We start from the raw sequence: 18,230 nt of genomic DNA on the forward strand, positions 1-18,230 counted from the left end.
GCGCACCACGGATTCCTCCCGCGCTCCACCACCCGGGCGCGCGGCCGGTGTTCCACGCCACCGCGCGCACACCGGACCATATGGTGCGCGCCTGACGCTCCCGGTTCACCACCCACGCCGGGGCGGAAGACCGGCGAGCGGCGTACGTCACCCGCGCACGACGACTAACCTGTCACTACCCAGAGCGATGACGCATTGACTGCGGGGCGGGGTATATGGCGCTTCCGGAGGCCCGGGACGGCACACGGCAGGCGGCGGGAGCAGGCGGCGGGGACGAGGCGCGGCGGCTCTCGGTCCACGAGCTGGCGGGCCTGGCCGTGGGAGGCATGATCGGCTCCGGCTGGCTGTTCGCCTCCCTCGAGTCGCGGCACCGCGGCCTCGCCGCGCTGTGGGACTGGGGCCTGTGCGGCGCGATGATGGTCGTGCTGGCCGCGGTGATGGTCGAGTTGGGGACGGCCCGGCCGAAGACCGGCGGACTGATCTTCCTTCCGCTGCAGAGCAGCGGAACCCTGGTGGCCACGGTCATGGCAGCCGGGTTGTGGATCTTCTACCTGACCAACGGGGTCAGCGAGTCCCTCGCGACGACGAAGGTCTTCGCCCTCTCCTTCCCCGGCCTCCTGCACTCCCCCGGCAAGGAGCTCAGCGGCTGGGGACTGGCCTGCGCCACGGCCCTTCTCGCGGTCATCGCCGCCGTGAACCTGCTTCCCCCACGGCCGTTCGTCAGGATCGTCCTCGGTCTGGCCGTGTGGAAGGTGCTCGCCCTGGTGCTGGTCGTCGTCGCGCTGTTCCGGGCCGGGGAGTACCACCGGGCCGAGCTGTACCCGGCGGCTCACGATCCGGGCCCGGGGGACGGCGGCGCCCTGCCGGCCCTGGTGAGCTCCAGCATGCTCTTCGCGTACATCGGCTTCCAGGGGCCGCTGGACTTCGCGGGGAACGTCAAACGGGAGGGGATCGGCGAGGCGGCCCGGCTGCGCAGGGCGGTGTACGGGACCCTGGCCGGCGCCACCGCGCTGTACTTCGCCGCCCAGGTCGCCCTCCTCGGCCACCCGGAACTCTCCGGATACCCGGCCGGTGACCCGCACGTGCTGACGGGCATCGTGGACAGGGTGGGCTGGCCGGGGTACGTCCTCCTGGCCGACGCGGTGGTGGCCCCGCTGGGGACGGGGCTCGTCTACGCGCATGCGCTCACCCGCGAGGTCGACACGCTCGCCAAGGCCCACCTCACGCACCGCGGGCTGCAGACCGCCTCGGGAAGGTCCCTCACGGTACGGGGCCGCCCGTACGAGGTGTACTGGAAGGTGCTGCTGGTCAATTTCGTCCTCGGTTCGGTGATCCTGCTCGCGGTGCGCGGGACGTGGGAGACCATCACCTCGGTCAACGGCATCCTGACGCTGGTCGTCTACGCCATGCCCGGCGTCGTGCTGGTCGCGCTGGGCCCGGCGTGCTCCCGGCGCCGGGAGGCGGTCCGCGGAATCCTGGCGCGCACCGGCTTCCTGACCATCGCACTGGTCCTGTACTGGGCCGAGAGCTCCCGGCTGTGGTACGGGATGGCGGCCCTCATGGCCGGCTTCCTCCTCCTGCTGGGGCTGCCCGCGCTGGCCCGCACGGGCCTGCCGCTCGTCGGGCGGGGCGCCTACGACGCCAAGGAGCAGCTGACGCTGTTGCGGCAGTGGCGCACGAACCCGGCCGCCGGGGCGGCGGTGCTGTTGCTGGGCTATCTGGCCGCCCTGACGGCCCTGCACTCGCTGACCCAGCAGTGGCCGTCCGACGCGAGGGCGGGGACGAGCCTGTTCGTCCTGGTGCTGGCCGCCGCGGTCTTCGAAGGGCTGGTGAGGCTGTCACGAAGGCACAGGCGGCCGGAACCCGCCCCCGAGCCCGGTCCGGCCGACCCGGTCAGCCGGTGACCGCGGCGGCCTCCGCGTGGAACCCCGCCTCGCGGAGCTGCCGGACCGCGCCGTCGCGCAGATGGGCGTCGGTCCAGCGGCCCACCGTCGCCGACAACAGGGCCAGCCAGCCGGCCGGTTCCGCCATGCCGCTCCGGAGGCGTCCGACGACGAGCCGGACGTCCTCGGGGGTGATCCGCTGCTCGTTCTCCAGACAGCGCTCCAGCAGGTTCGCACCGTCGGCGGTCAGTCCCGACCGGTACAGCCGGTCGGCGACCTCGGTGATCAGCGCGACCCACGCCCGGTGGTCGTGCCCGGAGTGCGGCTCCGCGTGCGAGGAGTCGGCGACCTCCTTGAGGGTCGTGTCGATGGTGTGCGTGTCCCGTGCCGCGCGGAGCGCCTCGACGTAGCCGACGATGACGCCGCCGACCTCGCCGTCCGCGCCGAGGGCACGGGCGGTGAGCCGCTCGGCGATCGTCCGCGACGCCCGCCAGCGGTCCCCCCGCCGCTCGACCCGGTGGAGCAGGGCGGCGAGTTCGGCCCCGGAACGGCCTTCGACGTGTTCCGCGGCGACGATCCGGAGCATGCGGCCGCACTCCGGGTCGGCCCCGACGTGGCGCAACTCCCCGGCCAGGTCGTCGAGATCGTCGAGCGACCGCGGCCCGTCCGCCCGTGCGGTGCCCATCGCGACGACGTCCCTCAGCAGGTCCCGGACCGTCTTCGTCAGCCTCTCCGAGCGCCGCCAGTCGGTGATGATCTCCGCCAGCTCCCGCAGGCGGCGGCGGGACGCGGCGCACTCGCGGACCGTCCCGCACTTCTCCGGCGCGTGTTCGCTCAACTGCTCGCAGAGCCGGATGAGTCCGTATCTCTCCCAGCGGAGGCCGATGTGCGCGGTGAGGGGGTCCGGGTCCGGTCCCGGGGGAAGGGCGGCGATCAGGCGTACGACGAGCCGGATGGTGTCCGGTACGCGCTCCACATCGGCCAGTTGCCCGTCGATCCAGTCCTCCAGGATCCGTTCGGAGGGGCTGATCTCGTGCAGGGCCCCGACCAGGTCGTCGAGTTGCTCCGCGGGCCCGGTGCCGGGGGCGCACCCGGACGCGTCGTCGTCGATCGCCGCCAGCGTCCGGCGGAGCAGTTCGGCGGCCTCCTCGGCACAGTCCTCGTCGCGCAACGCGACGTAGAGCAGGGCCTTGTCGAGGTTCCTGCGCCCCGAGCTGCCGTGGGTGAAGGCACCGAGCGTCTTGGTCACCAGCGGGGTCCCGTCGAACCGGCGGCACTCCCGGACGAACGCCGCGACGTCCGGAACGGTCCGCTGACGGGCGATGTCACGGATGATGTCGTCGGTCTGCGGGGTCTCTCCGCCGTCGCCCTCCCCGCCTTCCGGGCCCGATTCCGCCTTCCACTGGAGGTGCGTCAGATCGGCGGCCTCCTTCACGCTCCGGCACAGCGCGGCGGTCGCCAGGACGTTGACGGCGTCGCGGTAGCCCAGGTGTCTCTTCTTCGCGGCCTCGATCAGGTCGGGGGTCTTCCGCCTGATCGCGAAGGCGTGCAGGGCCCTCAGGGCGGCGGCGGGCCGGGGCGGTTCGCTGGTGCCGGTGACGGGACGCTCGCCCTCCCGGATGGCCTGCACCCTCCGTGCGAACTCGCCGATCCCGCACTCCGTCACCCAGCTGTAGGTGAAGTCCGGCCAGTCGCCGGACCCGTTGGCGGCGTTCCGGGCGTCGGGGTCGTGGCTCATGGGCGCGGTGCCCGCTCCGCCTTGTTCCAGTACCGGGCGAAGTCACCGGGCTCGGTGAACCGTTCGGACGCCTCCTTGTCGATGCGCCGCGCGATCGAGGCGGCGCCGTCCCGTGAGGAGGCCCGCAGCCGGGCGACCACGTCGCCGGTCCTGCGGGGGTCCTTCAGCAGTTCCCTCAGGTCGCAGTCGTTCCCCTGCAACAGGGCGGTGACCCATTCCCCGGTTCCGGCCGGGACGTCGGGGCGCGGAGCCCGCTTGGCGGGGTCCATCCGGTTGGTGAACAACGCGCGGCTCTCCCGGGCGTCGTTGAGGAGCATGCGCGGCCTGTCGTGCTGGATCGGGCAGAGGCTCATCTCCTCTTCGACGGCGTCACGGAGCAGTCCCAGGGTGAGCTCGGGCCGGTGATCGGTGGTGCCGTTCCCGAGGACGTTCAGCAGGTGCCCGCTGAAGGGGGTGCAGTGGGCCAGTCGGCCCGGCAGCCGCTCGCAGCCGTGGGGCCAGGCCCTGACGTTGTCGTCCTTCAGGGCGGTCAGCACACAGGTGCCCTGGCCGGCGTCGTCGAGCACTCCCGGGAGGCTGCGGATGCCGTTCCCCAGGTGGGGGAGCATATTGGAGTAGCAGCAGTCGGCGATGAGGACCTTCAGGCCGGCCCTGCACAGGCGCATCGCCCGGTACAGGTACCAGCTCGACAGCCAGGTCCACGGCTTGTCCTTGTACGACGAGCCGACGGAGAAGTGCACTTCGGCGCCCGGCACGTCGTTCCAGTAGGCGCCGTGCCCGATGTAGACGACCATGAAGATGTCGTCCGGTCCGGTCCGCCCGGCCTCCTCCTCCAGCGCCGCCATCACATCCCCGGCGGTCATGACCTCGTCCGGGCCCAGCACCCGGCAGCGGTCCCCGCCCCACATGGGGTTGCCGGCCAGGACCTCGCCGTACTGGACCGCGCTCACGCCGATCTCCGTGTACGCGCGGACGCCCGATTCCCCGGCGTACTCGGCGGGCCCGATCACCAGCGCCCGGGAGGTCATCTCAGCCGCCGGTGCCGTCGGGTCCGGGCTCGTCGGCGGAGGAGGTCCGGACGTCCATCCGCGGTGGATCGAGCCGTTCGGCGCGCCAGCGGCCGATACACCGCCTCACGGCCTCCACCGCGTACTCCACCGACATCTCCACGCCCTTGCCGATCACGGCTTCGAGCACGATCTCCGGGACCCCGCCCAGGGCGGGCTCCCGGTCGGCCTCCTCCCGGCGCCAGGACAGCCGTGTGGCCTGCTCCAGCTCCCGGAGCATCCGGTCCGGATCGTCCAGCCCCAGCCGGCCCTCGACGGTCACGCTCACCCTCGTCGCCAACGCCCGCGCCCCTGTCCCCCGGGCCGGCCCCGATGCCGGCCACGGCGAGTATCCCACCGGGCGATCGGCCTCAACGGGCATACGAGGGCACGCGCACAGCGCAGAGGGGGCAGAACAGGCGCGCGGCGGCTGTGCACACGCCCTGGCGCTTCCGCGCCAGGGGGCGGGTCCCGGGGATCAGCCGGGCGGCAGCCGGAGGGCGAAGACCTTGCCGGACCCGTCGAACAGTGCGGTGGTGCCGGCGCCGTCCACGGAAAGGGAGTTGGGCGACCAGGAGAGGTTCACGCCGTCCTCGCCCATGCCGATCCGTTCGATCCGGCCGGTCCGCAGGTCGCGTCGGAAGATGTCCACGGCCTGATCGGTGTCGCCGGGCACCAGGTTGTCGGCGCCCGAGCCGAAGACCACCCGGCGGCTGTCCGCCGTCATGGCGCCGCGGTACGCGTCGTGGACGGTGCGGGTGCCGGGCAGCGGGGGGCCGGCCTTCGTGGTCGTGCCCTCCCGCAGATCACGGACATAGAGCTCGGCGTGCGTGCCCTCCGCCTCCGTCCCGTTGGGCTCGAAGACCCTGAACATGGCGTACCGTCCGTCGGGGCTCAGCGTCGCGTACGGGAACGCGTCGCGCAGCACACCGGCGGGGTCGACGGAGGCGGCCTGGATCCGGCCGGTGCGCGCGTCCCATACGTAGGACGGGAACGTGTGGCGCGCCGTAGGGGGCTTGGACCCGGCGACGGCGGAAGCCCGGTGCGGGGGAAGCAGGTTGGTGGCCTTCGAACGGAAGCCGACGGTGCCGCCGTCCGCGCTGATGACCGGGTCGTCGGAGGCGTTGTCGGCCCGGGAGCCGTCCGCACCGGCCGTGACCAGGCGGGTGGTCCCCGACCGGCGGTCGGTGACGTGGATGTCGCGCCGCTCCGAGGTGTAGGCCACGTACCGGCCGTCCCCGCTGATGGCGGGCCTTTCGAAGTTCCCGCCACCGGCGGTGATCAGCTCGGTGTGCCCGGTCCCGCGGTCCCGGACGAAGATCTTCGAGCCGCCGTTCGCCGGCTGTCCCGGCACGACGTCGGCCGCGTCGGAGCCGAACGCCACGTACCGGCCGTCACCGCTGATGGCCGCCGTGCTCGTGGACGCGTTCAGCTGCGATCCGTCGTCGGCGACGCTGACCCGCTCGGTACGCCCGGTGCGCAGGTCCCGGACGAACACGTCGTACAGGCGATTGGTGTCGCCGGGCACCAGGTTGGACGCCAGGGAGGTGAAGAGGGCGTATCTGCCGTCCGCGCTCAGCCCGCGCGCTTCCGACCAGTTGTCGGGCTGGGCGCCGTCGGGAGCGAGGTCCACCTGTACGACGTCGTCCCGCTCCGGTTCCGCCTGCGCCGGTGACGCCGTTCCCGCCAACAGCCCGGCGGCGGCGAGCGCACAGGCCCCGCGCACCAGCCACCGTCTTCCGTCCCGGGTGTTCGTCCGTCTCACGATGATCGGTCCTCCCCTGTCGTCGGGCCGGCCGCGTCCGCGGCTCCGGCCGGTCGGCCGGGAAGAGCCAATCGGCGACGGCCCGCCGGGTCAACGACACCGGCGGGTCACGGCGGAAACGCGCCAACGCCACGGCCTCACAGGGGAGTCGGCGACCGTCGTGGCGGAGGATCCGCCCCTCAGAAGCCACCGGCGCCGGCCGCCGCGTCCGCGGATTCCCGGACGTGGCCGGCGCAGGCGAGGGCGAGGAAGAGCCCGGCGAGGGCGAAGAGCGGGACCAGCGGTCCCCACCGGTCGGCCATGGACCCGACCACCGTGGTGAAGGCCCAGTTCAGGCTGCGGGCCGCCGTCATCATCGTCATGGAGATCCGCCCCGTGAGCCGTTCGGGGACCGTCCGGACCATGTACTCCATGAAGGACACGTTCACGGCGGGGGTGAGGAACAGGGCGCCGGCGTAGGCGAGTCCGCCGAAGGGGGCGGAGAGGGGAACGGCCATGGCCACGGTTCCGGCGAGCAGTATCCACGACGCCGCCCTCAGCAGGCGCGCCCCGGTCGTGCGCGCGGTCAGCCGTTCGCACGCCCACGCCCCCAGTACGGCCCCCGCGGAACCGACGGCCTGGGTGAGGCCCACGGCCGCGGCCGACGCGCCCCGGGCGTGGCAGAGGACGACGAGCAGCAGTCCGAGCCCGGCGAACGCCCCGTTGACCAGGGCGAACCACACCAGCATGTACCGCAGGAAGGGGCTGGCGCGCACATGGCGCAGCCCGGCCAGGGGAGTTGCCCTTCGGGGGGCGTCGCCGGGCGTGGGTTCCCGGACCGGCGGTCCGAGCGGGGCGCGGAGGGCGAGGGCCGCCCCGGTGACGCCCAGGAAGCACAGGGCCGCCGCCGCGAAGGGCGCCCCGGGCGACCAGGAGAACAGCAGGCCGCCCAGCGGCGGCCCCGCCAGCTGGGCCGTCGCCTTGCGCGACTGCTCCCGGGAGAGGGCGGACCGCCGCTGTTCCTCGGGCACGATCCTTCGCAGGAGCGGCAGTTCGGTGGCGGTGTGCAGGGAGTATCCCAGCCCTTCGACCGCCGCGGCCGCGACCAGGTGGGCGAGGCCGATGTGGTGGCGCACGGCGGCGCCCAGGACGGACGCGGCCGCCAGGAGTTGGAGCGCGGAGGCCGTCAGCAGCAGGGCGCGCCGGTGGCAGCGGTCGGCGAGCGCTCCGGCGGGCGACGACCCGACGAGTTTGGCCACGGCCGCGGCCCCTGCCACGAGTCCCGCCCGGCCGGCGGATCCGGTGGTCTCCAGGACGAGCAGGGGGACCGCCGTGGCCAGGAGGCAGCTGCCGGTGCCGGAGACCGCGGCGCCCGACCACCACACCTGGTAGTCGCGGTTGCGGCGGAGCGGCTCCCGGGCCGTGCGGCGGGCGACGCCGGAGGTCAACGGAGCACCTGCCGGGTGCCGGGCGTGAGGGTCAACAGGCTTGCGGGTGGAGGGAGAGGGCGGCGGCGACGCGCCGGGCCCGCTCGCGCGGCCCCAGGGCGGAGACGTCGAGGACGAGGTCGAAGTCGTCCGGGGCGCAGACGTCGTAGTGGCCCCTGCTGAGACCGCGGAACCTCTCCGGATAGCGCTCGGCCTCCCTGCTCTCCAGGGTCGCCAGAGGGCCGGTCAGATGCACCCACAGCACGCGCCGCCCGGCCAGCGCGGTCCGCCACGCCGGCATGACCGACGCGTCGATCGGCATCTCGTCGACGATGACGTTGTTGCCCTCCCGGAGGAGGGCGGCGACCGCCCGGCGCATCCCGGCCAACAGGCGTGCGCCCACGGGTCCGTAGTCGATGCGCAGGCGGGTGTGCCCCTCCGCGTCGGTGTCCCTGACGTAGGAGAAGCCGTCGGCGCTGTCGGCGCCCTCGCTCGTCCAGCGGTGCGGGAGCGTGCCGAAGAAGGTGTCGAGGCCCAGGGCGAGGAACGGTTCCGGGAGGATCTTCTGGAGTTCCGCGGCCGTGGTGCTCTTGCCCACGCCGGAGGTGCCCGCGAGGAAGACGGCCTGTCCTGGTTCCCGCATGCGCGTCGCTTCCCTTCTGTCACGTCCGTGTCCGCGGACGGACTGGGAAGCTTACGCCGGTGGTCAGGAGTCGAGCCCGAGCGCGGCGATCGCGCGGCTCGTGATGTCGTCCGCCGGACGGGTGTACGACGTGCCGTCGTCCGCGATGGCGGGGCGGTGACGCAGGACGGGCGGGAGGCCGGGCACGGTGTTCCCCCACAGCACCGACTCGTAGGCGTCCGCCAGGGCCCGCATCTGCCGCGGGTTCTCGTGGGGTTTGCGCCGGCGGTCGCGCTTGGCGAGGTTGGCCAGCGCGGTGTCCGGCGGCACCTCGACATGGATGATCAGGTCCGGCAGGCGGACCCCGTGCCGGCGGTAGAGCGCGAACGTCCCGGCGGCGGGGATGCCGTCCAGCACCTGGAGGTAGACCATGTCGCTGACCAGGGACCGGTCGCCGATGACGGGGACCTCCCGCAGCACGCGGGAGAGGATGTGCTCGCTCTGCGTCTTCCGGTCGTCGAGGAAGGCGAGGCGGACGCGCTCGGGCGGGTGGGCGCGGCGGCGTTCCTTGACGTCGAGGATGATCCGGGCGGCACCGGGTGACTGCCAGGAGTGCTGGCCGATGGTGTAGACGTTCGTGCCCATGGCCCAGAAGGACTGTTCGAGCCGGTTCCTGAGGGTCGACTTGCCGGCCCCGTTGAGTCCTTCGAGGGCGATGTAGGGGAACCTCCCCGGGGCGCTCCGGCCGGCGAACGGAGCGCGGCCGCGCGCGCGTTCGGGGCGGGTCGTGCCGTCGTCGTCCTGTGCCGGTCGCACGTCCGTCTCCTTTTCGCACGTGTCGTTTAGAGTGAACCGAGCCCGTCGAAGGGCGAGTCGAGGCAGAAGCGCACCCGGTCCCACAGCGGGTAGGCCAGGGAGAGGAGTTCGTTGACGACGGATCCCTGGACGCCGCCGGGCAGCCGGTCCCGCAGCGCGGCGGGGGGCGGCAGGGCTCCGGCGGCCTCGTCCAGCAGTTCCCCGGCCTCGTGCCTCCGGGCGGGGGCGTGGCCGGGTTCGTCGCGTACCCTCCGGCAGAACTCGTACCGGACGGAGAGCGAGAAGATCTGGCGCGCCCAGGCCGGCGGGGGGAGCGGATACGCCTTCGCGGACTCCCCCGCCTGGTGGTGCGCGTCGTACCACTGGGAGAGGAGTTCGCGAGCCGTCGACGCCAGCAGGGCGGCGGCCCGGCCCACCGGCGCACCGTCCTCGGGGAGGAACGCGGTGAACGGGGTGCGGCTGCCCTGGTCCGGATGGTACGGGGCGCCGGAGCGGACGATGCCGACGGCCAGCTCGCACAGGTATCCGCTGTGGGTCCGGCGGATGAGCTCGAAGGCCTCGTCCTCCGGGTCGGCGCCCACCGCGTCGGCCGCCCGGGCGGGCAGGGCCGAGGCGGCCGGCACCAGCGGTGCCAGCGGCCTCGGGACCGGTGCGCCGGGGGGCAACGGGCAGAGGCGCAGGGCCCGTTCGCGGTTGACGCCGGGGTCGTGGCGGTCTCCTCCGTACCGGCGTTCCAGCTCGGGTTCGATCCACAGGACATGGGCCCAGGTGATGCGTCCGGACACCCCGCGGGAGCGGCGGGCGTTGCGCTCCAGGACGGGTGCGGTCAGCAGGTCGCCGCGGCTGTCCTGCGAGGGGTGGTAGGGGAAGGCGGTCTGCACGGGCGTCCATACCTCCGGGGGTGGGGGGTCAGGATCCGAGGAACCCGATGAACTTGCCGTTCCGGCCGGCGGATACCGGCTCGGTGCCGTGCACGAGCTGGGTCCCCCAGCACAGCGCGTCCCCCGCGGCGCAGGTGACGCGCCACCGGGTGCGCCGCATGCCGGCGAACCAGGGGCTGTGGACGTTGGCGTTCTCCTTGATGCCGCCGTCCTCGGTCCACAGCGCGTCCCCTCCCCCGGTCTCCACGTAGAACTCGCCGCCGGATTCCGCCTCGTGGAGGACGATCCCGATGGCGGCGACCTTGGGCCTGCCGGGGGCGATCTCGTTGTGCGGGTAGTCGACGTGCGGCGTGACGTACTGGCCGGGGCCGTACTCGACGTACAGCCAGTCCATGGAGCGCCGGGCGCTGGGGAAGGTCCTGCGCAGGTCGCCCATGCGGCGGGCGACGGCCGCGTCGAGCATCCCGGTGACGTCGGCGGGGAGTTCGTCGTACTCGACCCGGCCGCGCGGTTCGTACACCTCCTTGACGCGCTCCAGGCCCTCGCCCGCGACGGAGTGCACCGAGCGGGTTCGTCCGGCGACGCTGTAGCGGTTCCCGTCCCCCAGCTCCTCGGCGATGCGGGCGGTCAGGTGGTCGATCTCCGCCGCGCGCAGGAGCCCCTCGACGCTTCCGATCTTCAAGGAGTCGTGCAGCAGCACGGGTTGTCCCTTCTGACGGTCCGTCGGTTCCCGGGTCATCGGCCGTCCGGCGGCTTGCGGAACTCGGCGAAGGCCAGGTCCCCCGCGCCGACGAGCACCCGGCGCCGGGCCGGGACGTCGGCGAAGAACGCGTCGCAGGCCTTCTTCACCCCGGGCAGGCCGTCCCAGGCCCGGGGGCTGAGCCGCCGGTCGCAGTAGTCGTCCACGATGACGGAGCCGCCGGGGGACAGCCGGGGCCAGACGTGGGTCAGACTGGTGAGGATGGACGCGTAGAAGTCCCCGTCGAGATAGGCGAAGGCCACACGGTCGGGGAGGTGCCGCGGCAGGGAGTCCTCGAACCATCCGGCGTGGATCTCGGGCCGCCGGAGGCCCCGGCGCGCGAAGGCCGCGAGGACGTCCGCCTCCGTCGCCTTGCAGTCCCCCTGTTTGAGGTAGCGGTCCGCCGCCGAGGGGGCGGGGAGGCCGTCGAACGAGTCGTACAGATGCAGGGAGCGGTCGGTCTCCCCGGCCTCTTCGGATGCTTCGGACACTTCGGCCTCCAGGACCATCTCCAGCAGCACGCTGGTGCGTCCCGCGTTGCAGCCCAGTTCGACGACATCTCCCGGTGTTCCGGCTCTCAGGACGGAGCAGAGGGACCAGTAGAGATTCGTGAGCCGGTCGAGGTCCGTCATATCGGGGTTCTCCGCGGCGAGTTCGTACATCACCGCGTTGGAGGCGGCCAATTGCGGCATGGTGCTCCCCTCGCACATGCGCTGTTCCGTCCTGGGAAACCTTCCCCTCGGCAGCGGGGCCGAAGCGGAGTGCCACGGCTCGTTCCCGCCATGGTCCCTCCGGTGCGAGCTGCAGGAATCCGGACGACCTGGCACCGTCTTCGGCCGAAAGAATGCCTGGCCGCATGTCTAAGTGCGGCATACATTAATTTTCGCCACCCCTGTCCGGCATCACCACGCGGACCCCTCCGCCGGAGCGCCGGACTCCTTCACCGGCTGTCGCTCTCACGACAGTTCGCCTTTCGCGATCCCATTCCCCCCACGCACCAGGAAGGATCGCCCCACGAGGTTGTTCACGCCCCTTTCCGAGTCCGGAACATCAGGGATTTCCGAGGCCGCAGGGAGGCGAGCCGATGAGCCGCAGCGCCGCTCACGGAGAGAAGTTCGACCACATGTACCGGAGTCTCGATCCGGGCGACACCCGGCACGCCGTCTCGGTGATCATGAAGCTGCGGGGCGAGACCTGCGACATCGACTGCCTCTACTGCTACGAGAAGCGCAAGGAGGCCCCCGGCGGGGCCCGCATAGGGCCGGGCCAGGTGCGCGATCTCGCGAGGATCTTCCACGGCCGGCCGCTGGCCGTGGAGCTGCACGGCGGGGAGCCGCTCACCGTGGGCAGGGAGCGGATGGCGGAGATCCTGGCGGAGCTCGCCCGCCAGCCCTCGGTCCGCCGGGTGACCCTGCAGACCAACGGCGTGCTGCTGGACGCCGCGTGGCTCGACCTCTTCGACGCGCACTGCCCGGACCTCCGGATCGGCATCTCGCTGGACGGGGACGCCCGGGGCAACGCCTGGCGGGTGGGCTACGACGGCAAGCCCGTCTACCCCCGCGTGGCGGCGGCCCTGCGGCTCCTGGCCACACGCGGCCGGCGGGCGGGGGTCATCGCCGCCGTCACCCCGGCCGTGCTGGGCAGGGCCGAGGCCGTGCTCGACCACATCGCCGGCTTCGGCTCGGTCGACGCCGTCAGCTTCGTCCCCTGCTTCGACGCGGGCGTCCGGCGCGCCACCGCCTCCACGGGACGCCGCGCCACCGTCAGCCGACGACTCCAACGGGCCGGCGTCGCCGAGGACCGGGCCCCGAGCTGGGCCGTCCACCCGTCCGACTACGCGGACTTCGTCCTGGCCACCACCGCGCACTGGATCTCCGCCGGGCACTTCTCCCGGATGAAGCTCGAACCGGCCGTCTCGACGATCCGCCGGATCAGGGGCCTGGACACCGCTTTCTGCCACTTCTCCGACATGAAGTGCGACCACGTCTTCACCCTCTACCCCGACGGCCGCTTCGGCAGCTGCGACGAACTCCCCTGGCCGCAGGCCCGGTTGACACAGCTCGACCGCACCGCGGACCAGACGGCCGTGGCCGCGGCCCAGCACTCCAACCGCCTCCTCTCCCAGGGCAGATCCCTGATGGAGCGCTGCACGACCTGCGACTACCGGGACACGTGCGGCGGCGGCTGCGTGGCCACCCGGTGGCGCCACGACCTCGCCGGCGAGCAGGACGCCTACTGCGACCACCGCATGCGCCTCGTCGACGGCATCGCCGCCCTGCTCGCCCAGCCCTCCGCGCCCCGGGGGGCCTGGTGCCGCACCCTGCGGTGGCGCCCCCGCGACCCCAACTCCATGGCCGATGTCGGGGGGTTCCTCGCCCGCTGGCACGACCCGCACGCGCCCCGGCCCCCGGTCCGGCTGCGCACCAGCGCCCACGGCAACATCAACACGGCCGGACTCCCCGGGACCCACGAGGCCGACGACCTCGACCCCCGGCACCCCCAGTGGGACCGGGCCATCGAGCCCGGGGTCCGCCCCCTCGTCGCCGTCTGCACCCGGCAGTGGGGATGCGTGACCTACGACAGCTGCCAGGGGCACGAGTACCGGGGGACCGCTCTCGACCCCGTTCCCCGCCGCGTCGGCCTGCTGCCGCGGAACAGGGACGAGTACGCCGCCGTCGCCGCCGCGCTGTGCCGCGCGCTCCACGCGGTCTCCCCGCTGCTCCCCCCGGCGGTCACCGCGGAGGCCGGCCGGTCCGACCTGCTCTGCCGCACGAGCGGGCGCACGACACCGGTGCTCGACCTCGTCCTGCGCCCCGCGCCCGGGCGGCCGGTCCAGGAGTTCTTCGCGGAACTCGACGCCGCCACCGCCCTGTTGACCGACGCCCTCGCCGCCGAGGACCCCGCCGGGGACACCGTCTGCGCCTGTCCCGTCCCCGCCGACGCGCCGACGGCGGCGGCCCTGCCATGACGCCGCCGGACCCGCCGCGCCCCGCCGCCGGACGCCCGCCGGACAGCGCACGACTGCCCCGGGCGCCTCCCGGGGGCACCGCGCGCCCCGCCGCGGCCCCACGGCACGGGCCGGGAGGGGCGTCCCCCGCACACCCGCACTCACCTGGAAGGGCACGGATATGAGCACCAACGACCGCTTCGCGGACTTCCTGTCCGCCGTCGACGAACTCCGGGCGGACGACGAGACCGTACGCAGCACCGCCCACACCTCCAGCGTCTCCGCCGAGGGCTGGCCGAGCGCCGACGAGTCCCGGACCGAGGACTGACCGAGGACCGACCCGAGCACCCGGCACGCCCGGGTCACCCAGTACACCCCGGGGCCGGATCGCACCGCGGCCCGGTCCCGGCCTGCCGCGGAGGTCCCCCGTGCAACCCCTGTGCCCCGTCCTCGACTTCGCGCCCCTCCGTACGCTGCACCGTGAACGCACCCGCCGGATGGGCGAGCTCGTCTCCCCCGGCGCGCCCCCGCCCCCGGGGGACGGTGCCCGGCAGTACGCCCTGTCCCACCACGTCTTCGAGGGCGCCGAGGCGGCCGCCCGGGCGGGGGACGCGGAGACGTTCACGTGGTACCGCACGCATCCGGACGCCGGCGCCGCGGACCTGGGCGCCCCGGCGGACGGCCGCCTCCCGGTCGTCCTCGCCCCCGGCACCGGCGGACTCGTCCGCTCACCGGTGTCCGAGACCCCGTACTACGTCCTGGGGCCCGGCACCCGCCCGGCACCGGCCGCGGAGCGCGAACTCACGGCCGCGGCGGCCGCCTTCGCCGCCGGCGCCGACGAGGGTCTGGGCCGGCTCGTGACCGACCACGCCGTCGTCCTCTGCCTGCTGCGGCGCAAGCGGCTCGGCGAGACCCTGGACAGCTGGTCCATCACCCGGCTCCCCGGAACCGTCTTCTGCGACTACACCGACGAACCCGCCGTACTGGCGCGGGATCTGGTCCACGAGGCCGGGCACAGCTGGCTCAACGACGCGCTCGCCGCGGTCCACGCGAAGATCGACGACGAGGTGCGCTTCCCCTCGCCGTGGAAACGCGCCCCGAGGCCCGCCTACGGATTCCTGCACGCCTGCTGGTCGTTCCCGCTCATGATGCTCTACACGGCCGCGGTGCTGGACCGTTGCTCCGGCGACGTCCGGCGCTTCCTGCGGGCCTACCTCGACGAGCAGCGCGAACTGCTGGCCCCCACCGCGTCCGACCACGCCGCGGCGCTGTCCCTGGTCCCCGACGCGGGGCTGCGGGACCGGCTGCGCACCGTGCACCGGGAGGCCCTCGCCCTGTGACCTCCCACCCTTCCTCACGTCCGATGGCACGGCCGGGCGTCGCCCTCCTCGTGCAGCGGCCCGGGATGCCCGACGCGCACGTCCACACCGGTACGGCCGCCCTGGAGCAGCCCTCGGCCGTCGACGCCACGACGGTCTTCGACACCGGCTCCGTCGGCAAGCAGTTCACCGCCCACCTGGTCCTCCTCTCGGCCCGGCGGAAGCTCCTCCGCCTGGACCGGCCCGTGTCCGCCTTCCTGCCCCGCTTCCGGCTCCCCTCGGTCACCGTCGAGGACCTCGTCCGGCACCAGGGGGGCGTGCGCGACGCCGAATCACTGCTGTCCCTGGCCGGTTTCCGCGACCTCGACCACTACACGGCCGACGACCTGCTGCAGCTCGCCTACCGCCAGTCCCGCCGCTGCACGGAACCCGGCACCTTCCTCTACAGCAACACCGGCTACCTGCTCCTCGCCGCGATCCTGCGCACCGTCCACGGCACGGAGCTCCAGGACCTCGCCGCGCACTGGGTGTTCGGGCCGCTCGGCATGGCGTCGGCCCGCTTCGTGTCCGACCCGCGCGAAGTGCTGCCCGGGGCGGCGAGCAGTTACGCGCCCACGGCACACGGGTGGATGCGGTGCCAGCGCCCGGTGGCCCTGCCCGGCCCCGGATCCCTCTGGTGCTCGGCCACGGACCTGGCCCGCTGGCTGACCCACCTGTGGACGTCCTGGCCGGCGGCGCAGCGCCTCGTCCACGAGGACGAGATCCCGTACTGCGCCGGCGACCACGCCCCGTACCTCTACGGGCCGGGGCTGTACGGCGACGGGCGCAGGCCGGGCGACGAATCCGTCTTCCACTACGGGCACGAACAGGGCTTCTCCGCCGCCGCCCTGCTCTTCCGGAGCGGCCTGCGGGTGATCTGCCTCAGCAACCACGCGTCCGTCCACGCCGACCGGGTGGCGGACGGGGTCGCCACGGCGCTCAGGCGCCCGGCCCCCGGCGACGTGCGCGACCTGCTCCCCCGGATCGTCGACGACGCCCTCGACCGGTCCCGGGCACCGCGGACTTCCGCCCCGGACCGGTGCCGGGAGGCGGACCACACCGTCCTGGGCACCTACGCGTGCGAGGACGTCCCCGGCACCCTGCGGCTCTCCACGGCCGGCGGGTCCCTCCACCTGTGGCGCCGCGGCACCTGCTCGCCCCTCGTGCCGACGGGGCCCGTCGACTTCCGCGGGGACGGGCTGCGCCTCGTCCTCCCCGGCACGGCGGCGTCCCCGCACACCGGCGTCGAGCGCTTCACCCTGCACCTCGACCGCGCCCCGGACCTCCGCTACCGCCGCACCACCGGCTGAGAATGCGCGGTCTCCCCTTATGTCAGGATTCATCCATGGATCATGTCGAGATCGTCCCCATGCAACTGTCCCATCTGGAGAGCGTCCTCAACCTCGGCTACCGCGCCTACGACGTCGACGCGATGCCCTACACCTCATGGTCGCTGTCCACCGTCGCGGTGCACTGGGACGCACAACCGGAGGCCTGCTGGGTCGCCATGGACGAAGAGGGACTGCTCGGATTCGTCCTCGGTTCGCTCTCCTACGACGAGCGCGAGGACTGGGGCTATCTGGAGTGGATCGCCCTCGACGAGCGGGCCCGCGGCAAGGGCATCGCGAGCGGGCTCGTCGAGCGGTGCTGCGCCGCCCTCTTCGCGGCGGGCGCCTCGCGCATCATCACCGACGTGGAGTCCGACAACAAGGCGTCGGCGGCCATGATGCGCCGCAACGGATTCACCGAGGGCGTCACCGTGACCCTGTTCGTACGCTCCAACCCCGACCGGCCCGCTCCCCCGGCCGGCCACCCCGCGCGGGACCCGGCCCGCGCCCGCCTCCGCCGCGCGGCCCGCACCACGTCCTGAACCACGGGGCCGGGCAGGGGCGTTGACGCTCACGGCGGCGCCTCCGCGGAGGCGCCGCCGTGCGGTCACCGGCTCAGAACCCGCAGAAGGGCGGGATGATGTTCTTGTGGGCCACCCAGCCCCGGGCGCCCTTGGACAGCCCGCCCTTGCTCCTGGCCTTCAGCTGGACGTAGTCCCAACTGCCGGACTTCTTCAGGATGCGGATCGGGTCCCCGAAGTACAGCTGGCCCTTGACCGCGCCGGACGTGCTCGCCTTGGCGCGCAGCCGGGTGCCGTTGGTGTAGATCATGGCGTTGTCCTCGTGGCACGCCTTGGCGGCGGCGCGAGGGGCGGCGGGCGCGGTGGCCGCCTGGGCCGGGACGGCCAGGGCGGCGGTGCTGCCGATGAGGGCGGCGGTGGTGAGTGCGAGGGATATGCGTCGCACGGTTCCTCCGTTGATGGTTCTCGTGGGGGGTGCGGCGGGACGCCGCGCGATCACCTTAAATGCCGCCCGGCGGCGCTCCGCCGGAGGGCCCCGGTCGCATTACGGGCGAACCGGAGATCGCCGACACATCGGCCGCCAAGGGCGAGGGGAAGCGGAACGGCGGGGTCAGGCCAGGCCGCCCAGGGTGTACCGGTCGAACGCGTCGTACAGGTCCTCCTCGTCGGGGACGGCGGCGTCGACCGAGGGTGCGGCCGCCGAGGCGAGGAGGGTGGTGAGGCGGGCGAGCGCGGGGAAGCGGGCTTCGGCGTCGGGGTGCACGGCCCGGGCGGCGGCGAGGAAGGGGGCCGTCGCCGCGTCGCCGACGGGGTGCCCGCCGGTGACGTACACGGTGTACGGCTGTGCGGCGACCACGGCGAAGGAGCCGCCCTCGGCCAGACTGCGCAGGCAGTCGGCCAGGGGGGAGGCGGACCGCGCCGGTGCGCGGTCGTGCTCGGTGTGGTCGACCGCGTAGTGCGGCACCGAGCGCACCCGGGTGACGACCTCGCGCCGTACGGACGGATCCAGGCCGGGCCAGGCCGCGTCGGGCGCGAGTCCCGCGAGCGCCGCCGCCGCGCGTTCCTCGGCCTCCTCCAGGCGTCCGGTTTCCACGGCGAGCGCGGTGAGGGCGAAGGCCGGCTCGGTGAGACCGGTCCGGTCGGTGACCGCGAGGAAGAGGGTGTACCCGTTCATGGTGTC

Annotated in this window: 18 protein-coding genes; 6 read left to right on the forward strand and 12 right to left on the reverse strand. The window is 73.5% G+C overall.

Annotation, left to right across the window (positions count from 1 at the left end; genetic code table 11):
• Nucleotides 1–215: 215 nt before the first annotated feature.
• Nucleotides 216–1,904, forward strand: a complete 1,689-nt coding sequence (locus tag AB8735_RS04970) for an APC family permease (RefSeq protein WP_372405603.1) — start codon at nt 216–218, stop codon at nt 1,902–1,904.
• Here AB8735_RS04970 and AB8735_RS04975 read toward each other — a convergent pair.
• The 10 genes from AB8735_RS04975 to AB8735_RS05020 form a co-directional block, all read right to left on the reverse strand.
• Entirely contained in the window at nt 1,894–3,621 is a 1,728-nt protein-coding gene (locus AB8735_RS04975; RefSeq protein ID WP_372405605.1) for a hypothetical protein, read from the reverse strand. The genes AB8735_RS04970 and AB8735_RS04975 overlap by 11 nt on opposite strands.
• Complete coding sequence (locus AB8735_RS04980; RefSeq protein ID WP_344021707.1) at nt 3,618–4,649, reverse strand: hypothetical protein; 1,032 nt, start codon at nt 4,647–4,649, stop codon at nt 3,618–3,620. The genes AB8735_RS04975 and AB8735_RS04980 overlap by 4 nt, the downstream gene beginning before the upstream one ends.
• A gap of 1 nt (nt 4,650) precedes the next feature.
• Entirely contained in the window at nt 4,651–4,968 is a 318-nt protein-coding gene (locus AB8735_RS04985) for a hypothetical protein (RefSeq protein WP_372405607.1), read from the reverse strand.
• Nucleotides 4,969–5,145: 177 nt separating this feature from the next.
• Nucleotides 5,146–6,432: a hypothetical protein gene (locus AB8735_RS04990; RefSeq protein WP_372405609.1), complete on the reverse strand. Its 1,287-nt coding sequence runs from the start codon at nt 6,430–6,432 to the stop codon at nt 5,146–5,148.
• Nucleotides 6,433–6,611: 179 nt separating this feature from the next.
• On the reverse strand, nt 6,612–7,859 hold the full coding sequence (locus AB8735_RS04995) for an MFS transporter (protein WP_372405611.1): 1,248 nt from the start codon (nt 7,857–7,859) through the stop codon (nt 6,612–6,614).
• Nucleotides 7,860–7,890: 31 nt separating this feature from the next.
• Nucleotides 7,891–8,481 (reverse strand): AAA family ATPase, encoded by a 591-nt coding sequence (locus AB8735_RS05000; RefSeq protein WP_372405612.1) that lies wholly within the window; start codon nt 8,479–8,481, stop codon nt 7,891–7,893.
• A gap of 63 nt (nt 8,482–8,544) precedes the next feature.
• A complete protein-coding gene (locus AB8735_RS05005; RefSeq protein WP_344021717.1) occupies nt 8,545–9,276 on the reverse strand; it encodes a deoxynucleoside kinase in 732 nt (243 codons plus the stop codon).
• Between the two features lie 26 nt (nt 9,277–9,302).
• Nucleotides 9,303–10,157 carry a hypothetical protein gene (locus AB8735_RS05010; RefSeq protein WP_372405614.1) on the reverse strand — a complete coding sequence of 285 codons (855 nt, stop codon included), beginning with the start codon at nt 10,155–10,157 and terminating at the stop codon, nt 9,303–9,305.
• A gap of 28 nt (nt 10,158–10,185) precedes the next feature.
• On the reverse strand, nt 10,186–10,857 hold the full coding sequence (locus AB8735_RS05015; protein WP_372405616.1) for a phytanoyl-CoA dioxygenase family protein: 672 nt from the start codon (nt 10,855–10,857) through the stop codon (nt 10,186–10,188).
• A 35-nt stretch (nt 10,858–10,892) separates the two neighbouring features.
• Complete coding sequence (locus tag AB8735_RS05020; protein ID WP_372405617.1) at nt 10,893–11,588, reverse strand: TylF/MycF/NovP-related O-methyltransferase; 696 nt, start codon at nt 11,586–11,588, stop codon at nt 10,893–10,895.
• A 392-nt stretch (nt 11,589–11,980) separates the two neighbouring features.
• Between AB8735_RS05020 and AB8735_RS05025 the strand changes: the two genes are divergently transcribed.
• The 5 genes from AB8735_RS05025 to AB8735_RS05045 all read left to right on the forward strand — a co-directional run bounded on the left by AB8735_RS05025 (nt 11,981) and on the right by AB8735_RS05045 (nt 17,071).
• On the forward strand, nt 11,981–13,864 hold the full coding sequence (locus AB8735_RS05025) for a radical SAM protein (RefSeq protein WP_372405619.1): 1,884 nt from the start codon (nt 11,981–11,983) through the stop codon (nt 13,862–13,864).
• Between the two features lie 160 nt (nt 13,865–14,024).
• Complete coding sequence (locus AB8735_RS05030; protein WP_344021727.1) at nt 14,025–14,171, forward strand: hypothetical protein; 147 nt, start codon at nt 14,025–14,027, stop codon at nt 14,169–14,171.
• A gap of 100 nt (nt 14,172–14,271) precedes the next feature.
• On the forward strand, nt 14,272–15,183 hold the full coding sequence (locus AB8735_RS05035) for an HEXXH motif-containing putative peptide modification protein (protein ID WP_344021730.1): 912 nt from the start codon (nt 14,272–14,274) through the stop codon (nt 15,181–15,183).
• Nucleotides 15,184–15,206: 23 nt separating this feature from the next.
• Nucleotides 15,207–16,511, forward strand: coding sequence for a serine hydrolase domain-containing protein (locus tag AB8735_RS05040; protein WP_372405620.1), 1,305 nt, complete (start codon nt 15,207–15,209; stop codon nt 16,509–16,511).
• Between the two features lie 35 nt (nt 16,512–16,546).
• Nucleotides 16,547–17,071, forward strand: a complete 525-nt coding sequence (locus AB8735_RS05045) for a GNAT family N-acetyltransferase (protein WP_372405622.1) — start codon at nt 16,547–16,549, stop codon at nt 17,069–17,071.
• 73 nt (nt 17,072–17,144) lie between these two features.
• Here the strand turns inward: AB8735_RS05045 and AB8735_RS05050 are convergent, their stop codons facing one another.
• Nucleotides 17,145–17,495 carry an SH3 domain-containing protein gene (locus tag AB8735_RS05050; protein ID WP_372405624.1) on the reverse strand — a complete coding sequence of 117 codons (351 nt, stop codon included), beginning with the start codon at nt 17,493–17,495 and terminating at the stop codon, nt 17,145–17,147.
• Between the two features lie 165 nt (nt 17,496–17,660).
• Nucleotides 17,661–18,224, reverse strand: a complete 564-nt coding sequence (locus AB8735_RS05055) for a hypothetical protein (RefSeq protein ID WP_372405625.1) — start codon at nt 18,222–18,224, stop codon at nt 17,661–17,663.
• Between the last annotated feature and the right edge of the window lie 6 nt (nt 18,225–18,230).

It is taken from the genome of Streptomyces luteireticuli, from assembly GCF_041519305.1.
Classification (GTDB): Bacteria; Actinomycetota; Actinomycetes; order Streptomycetales; family Streptomycetaceae; genus Streptomyces; species Streptomyces luteireticuli.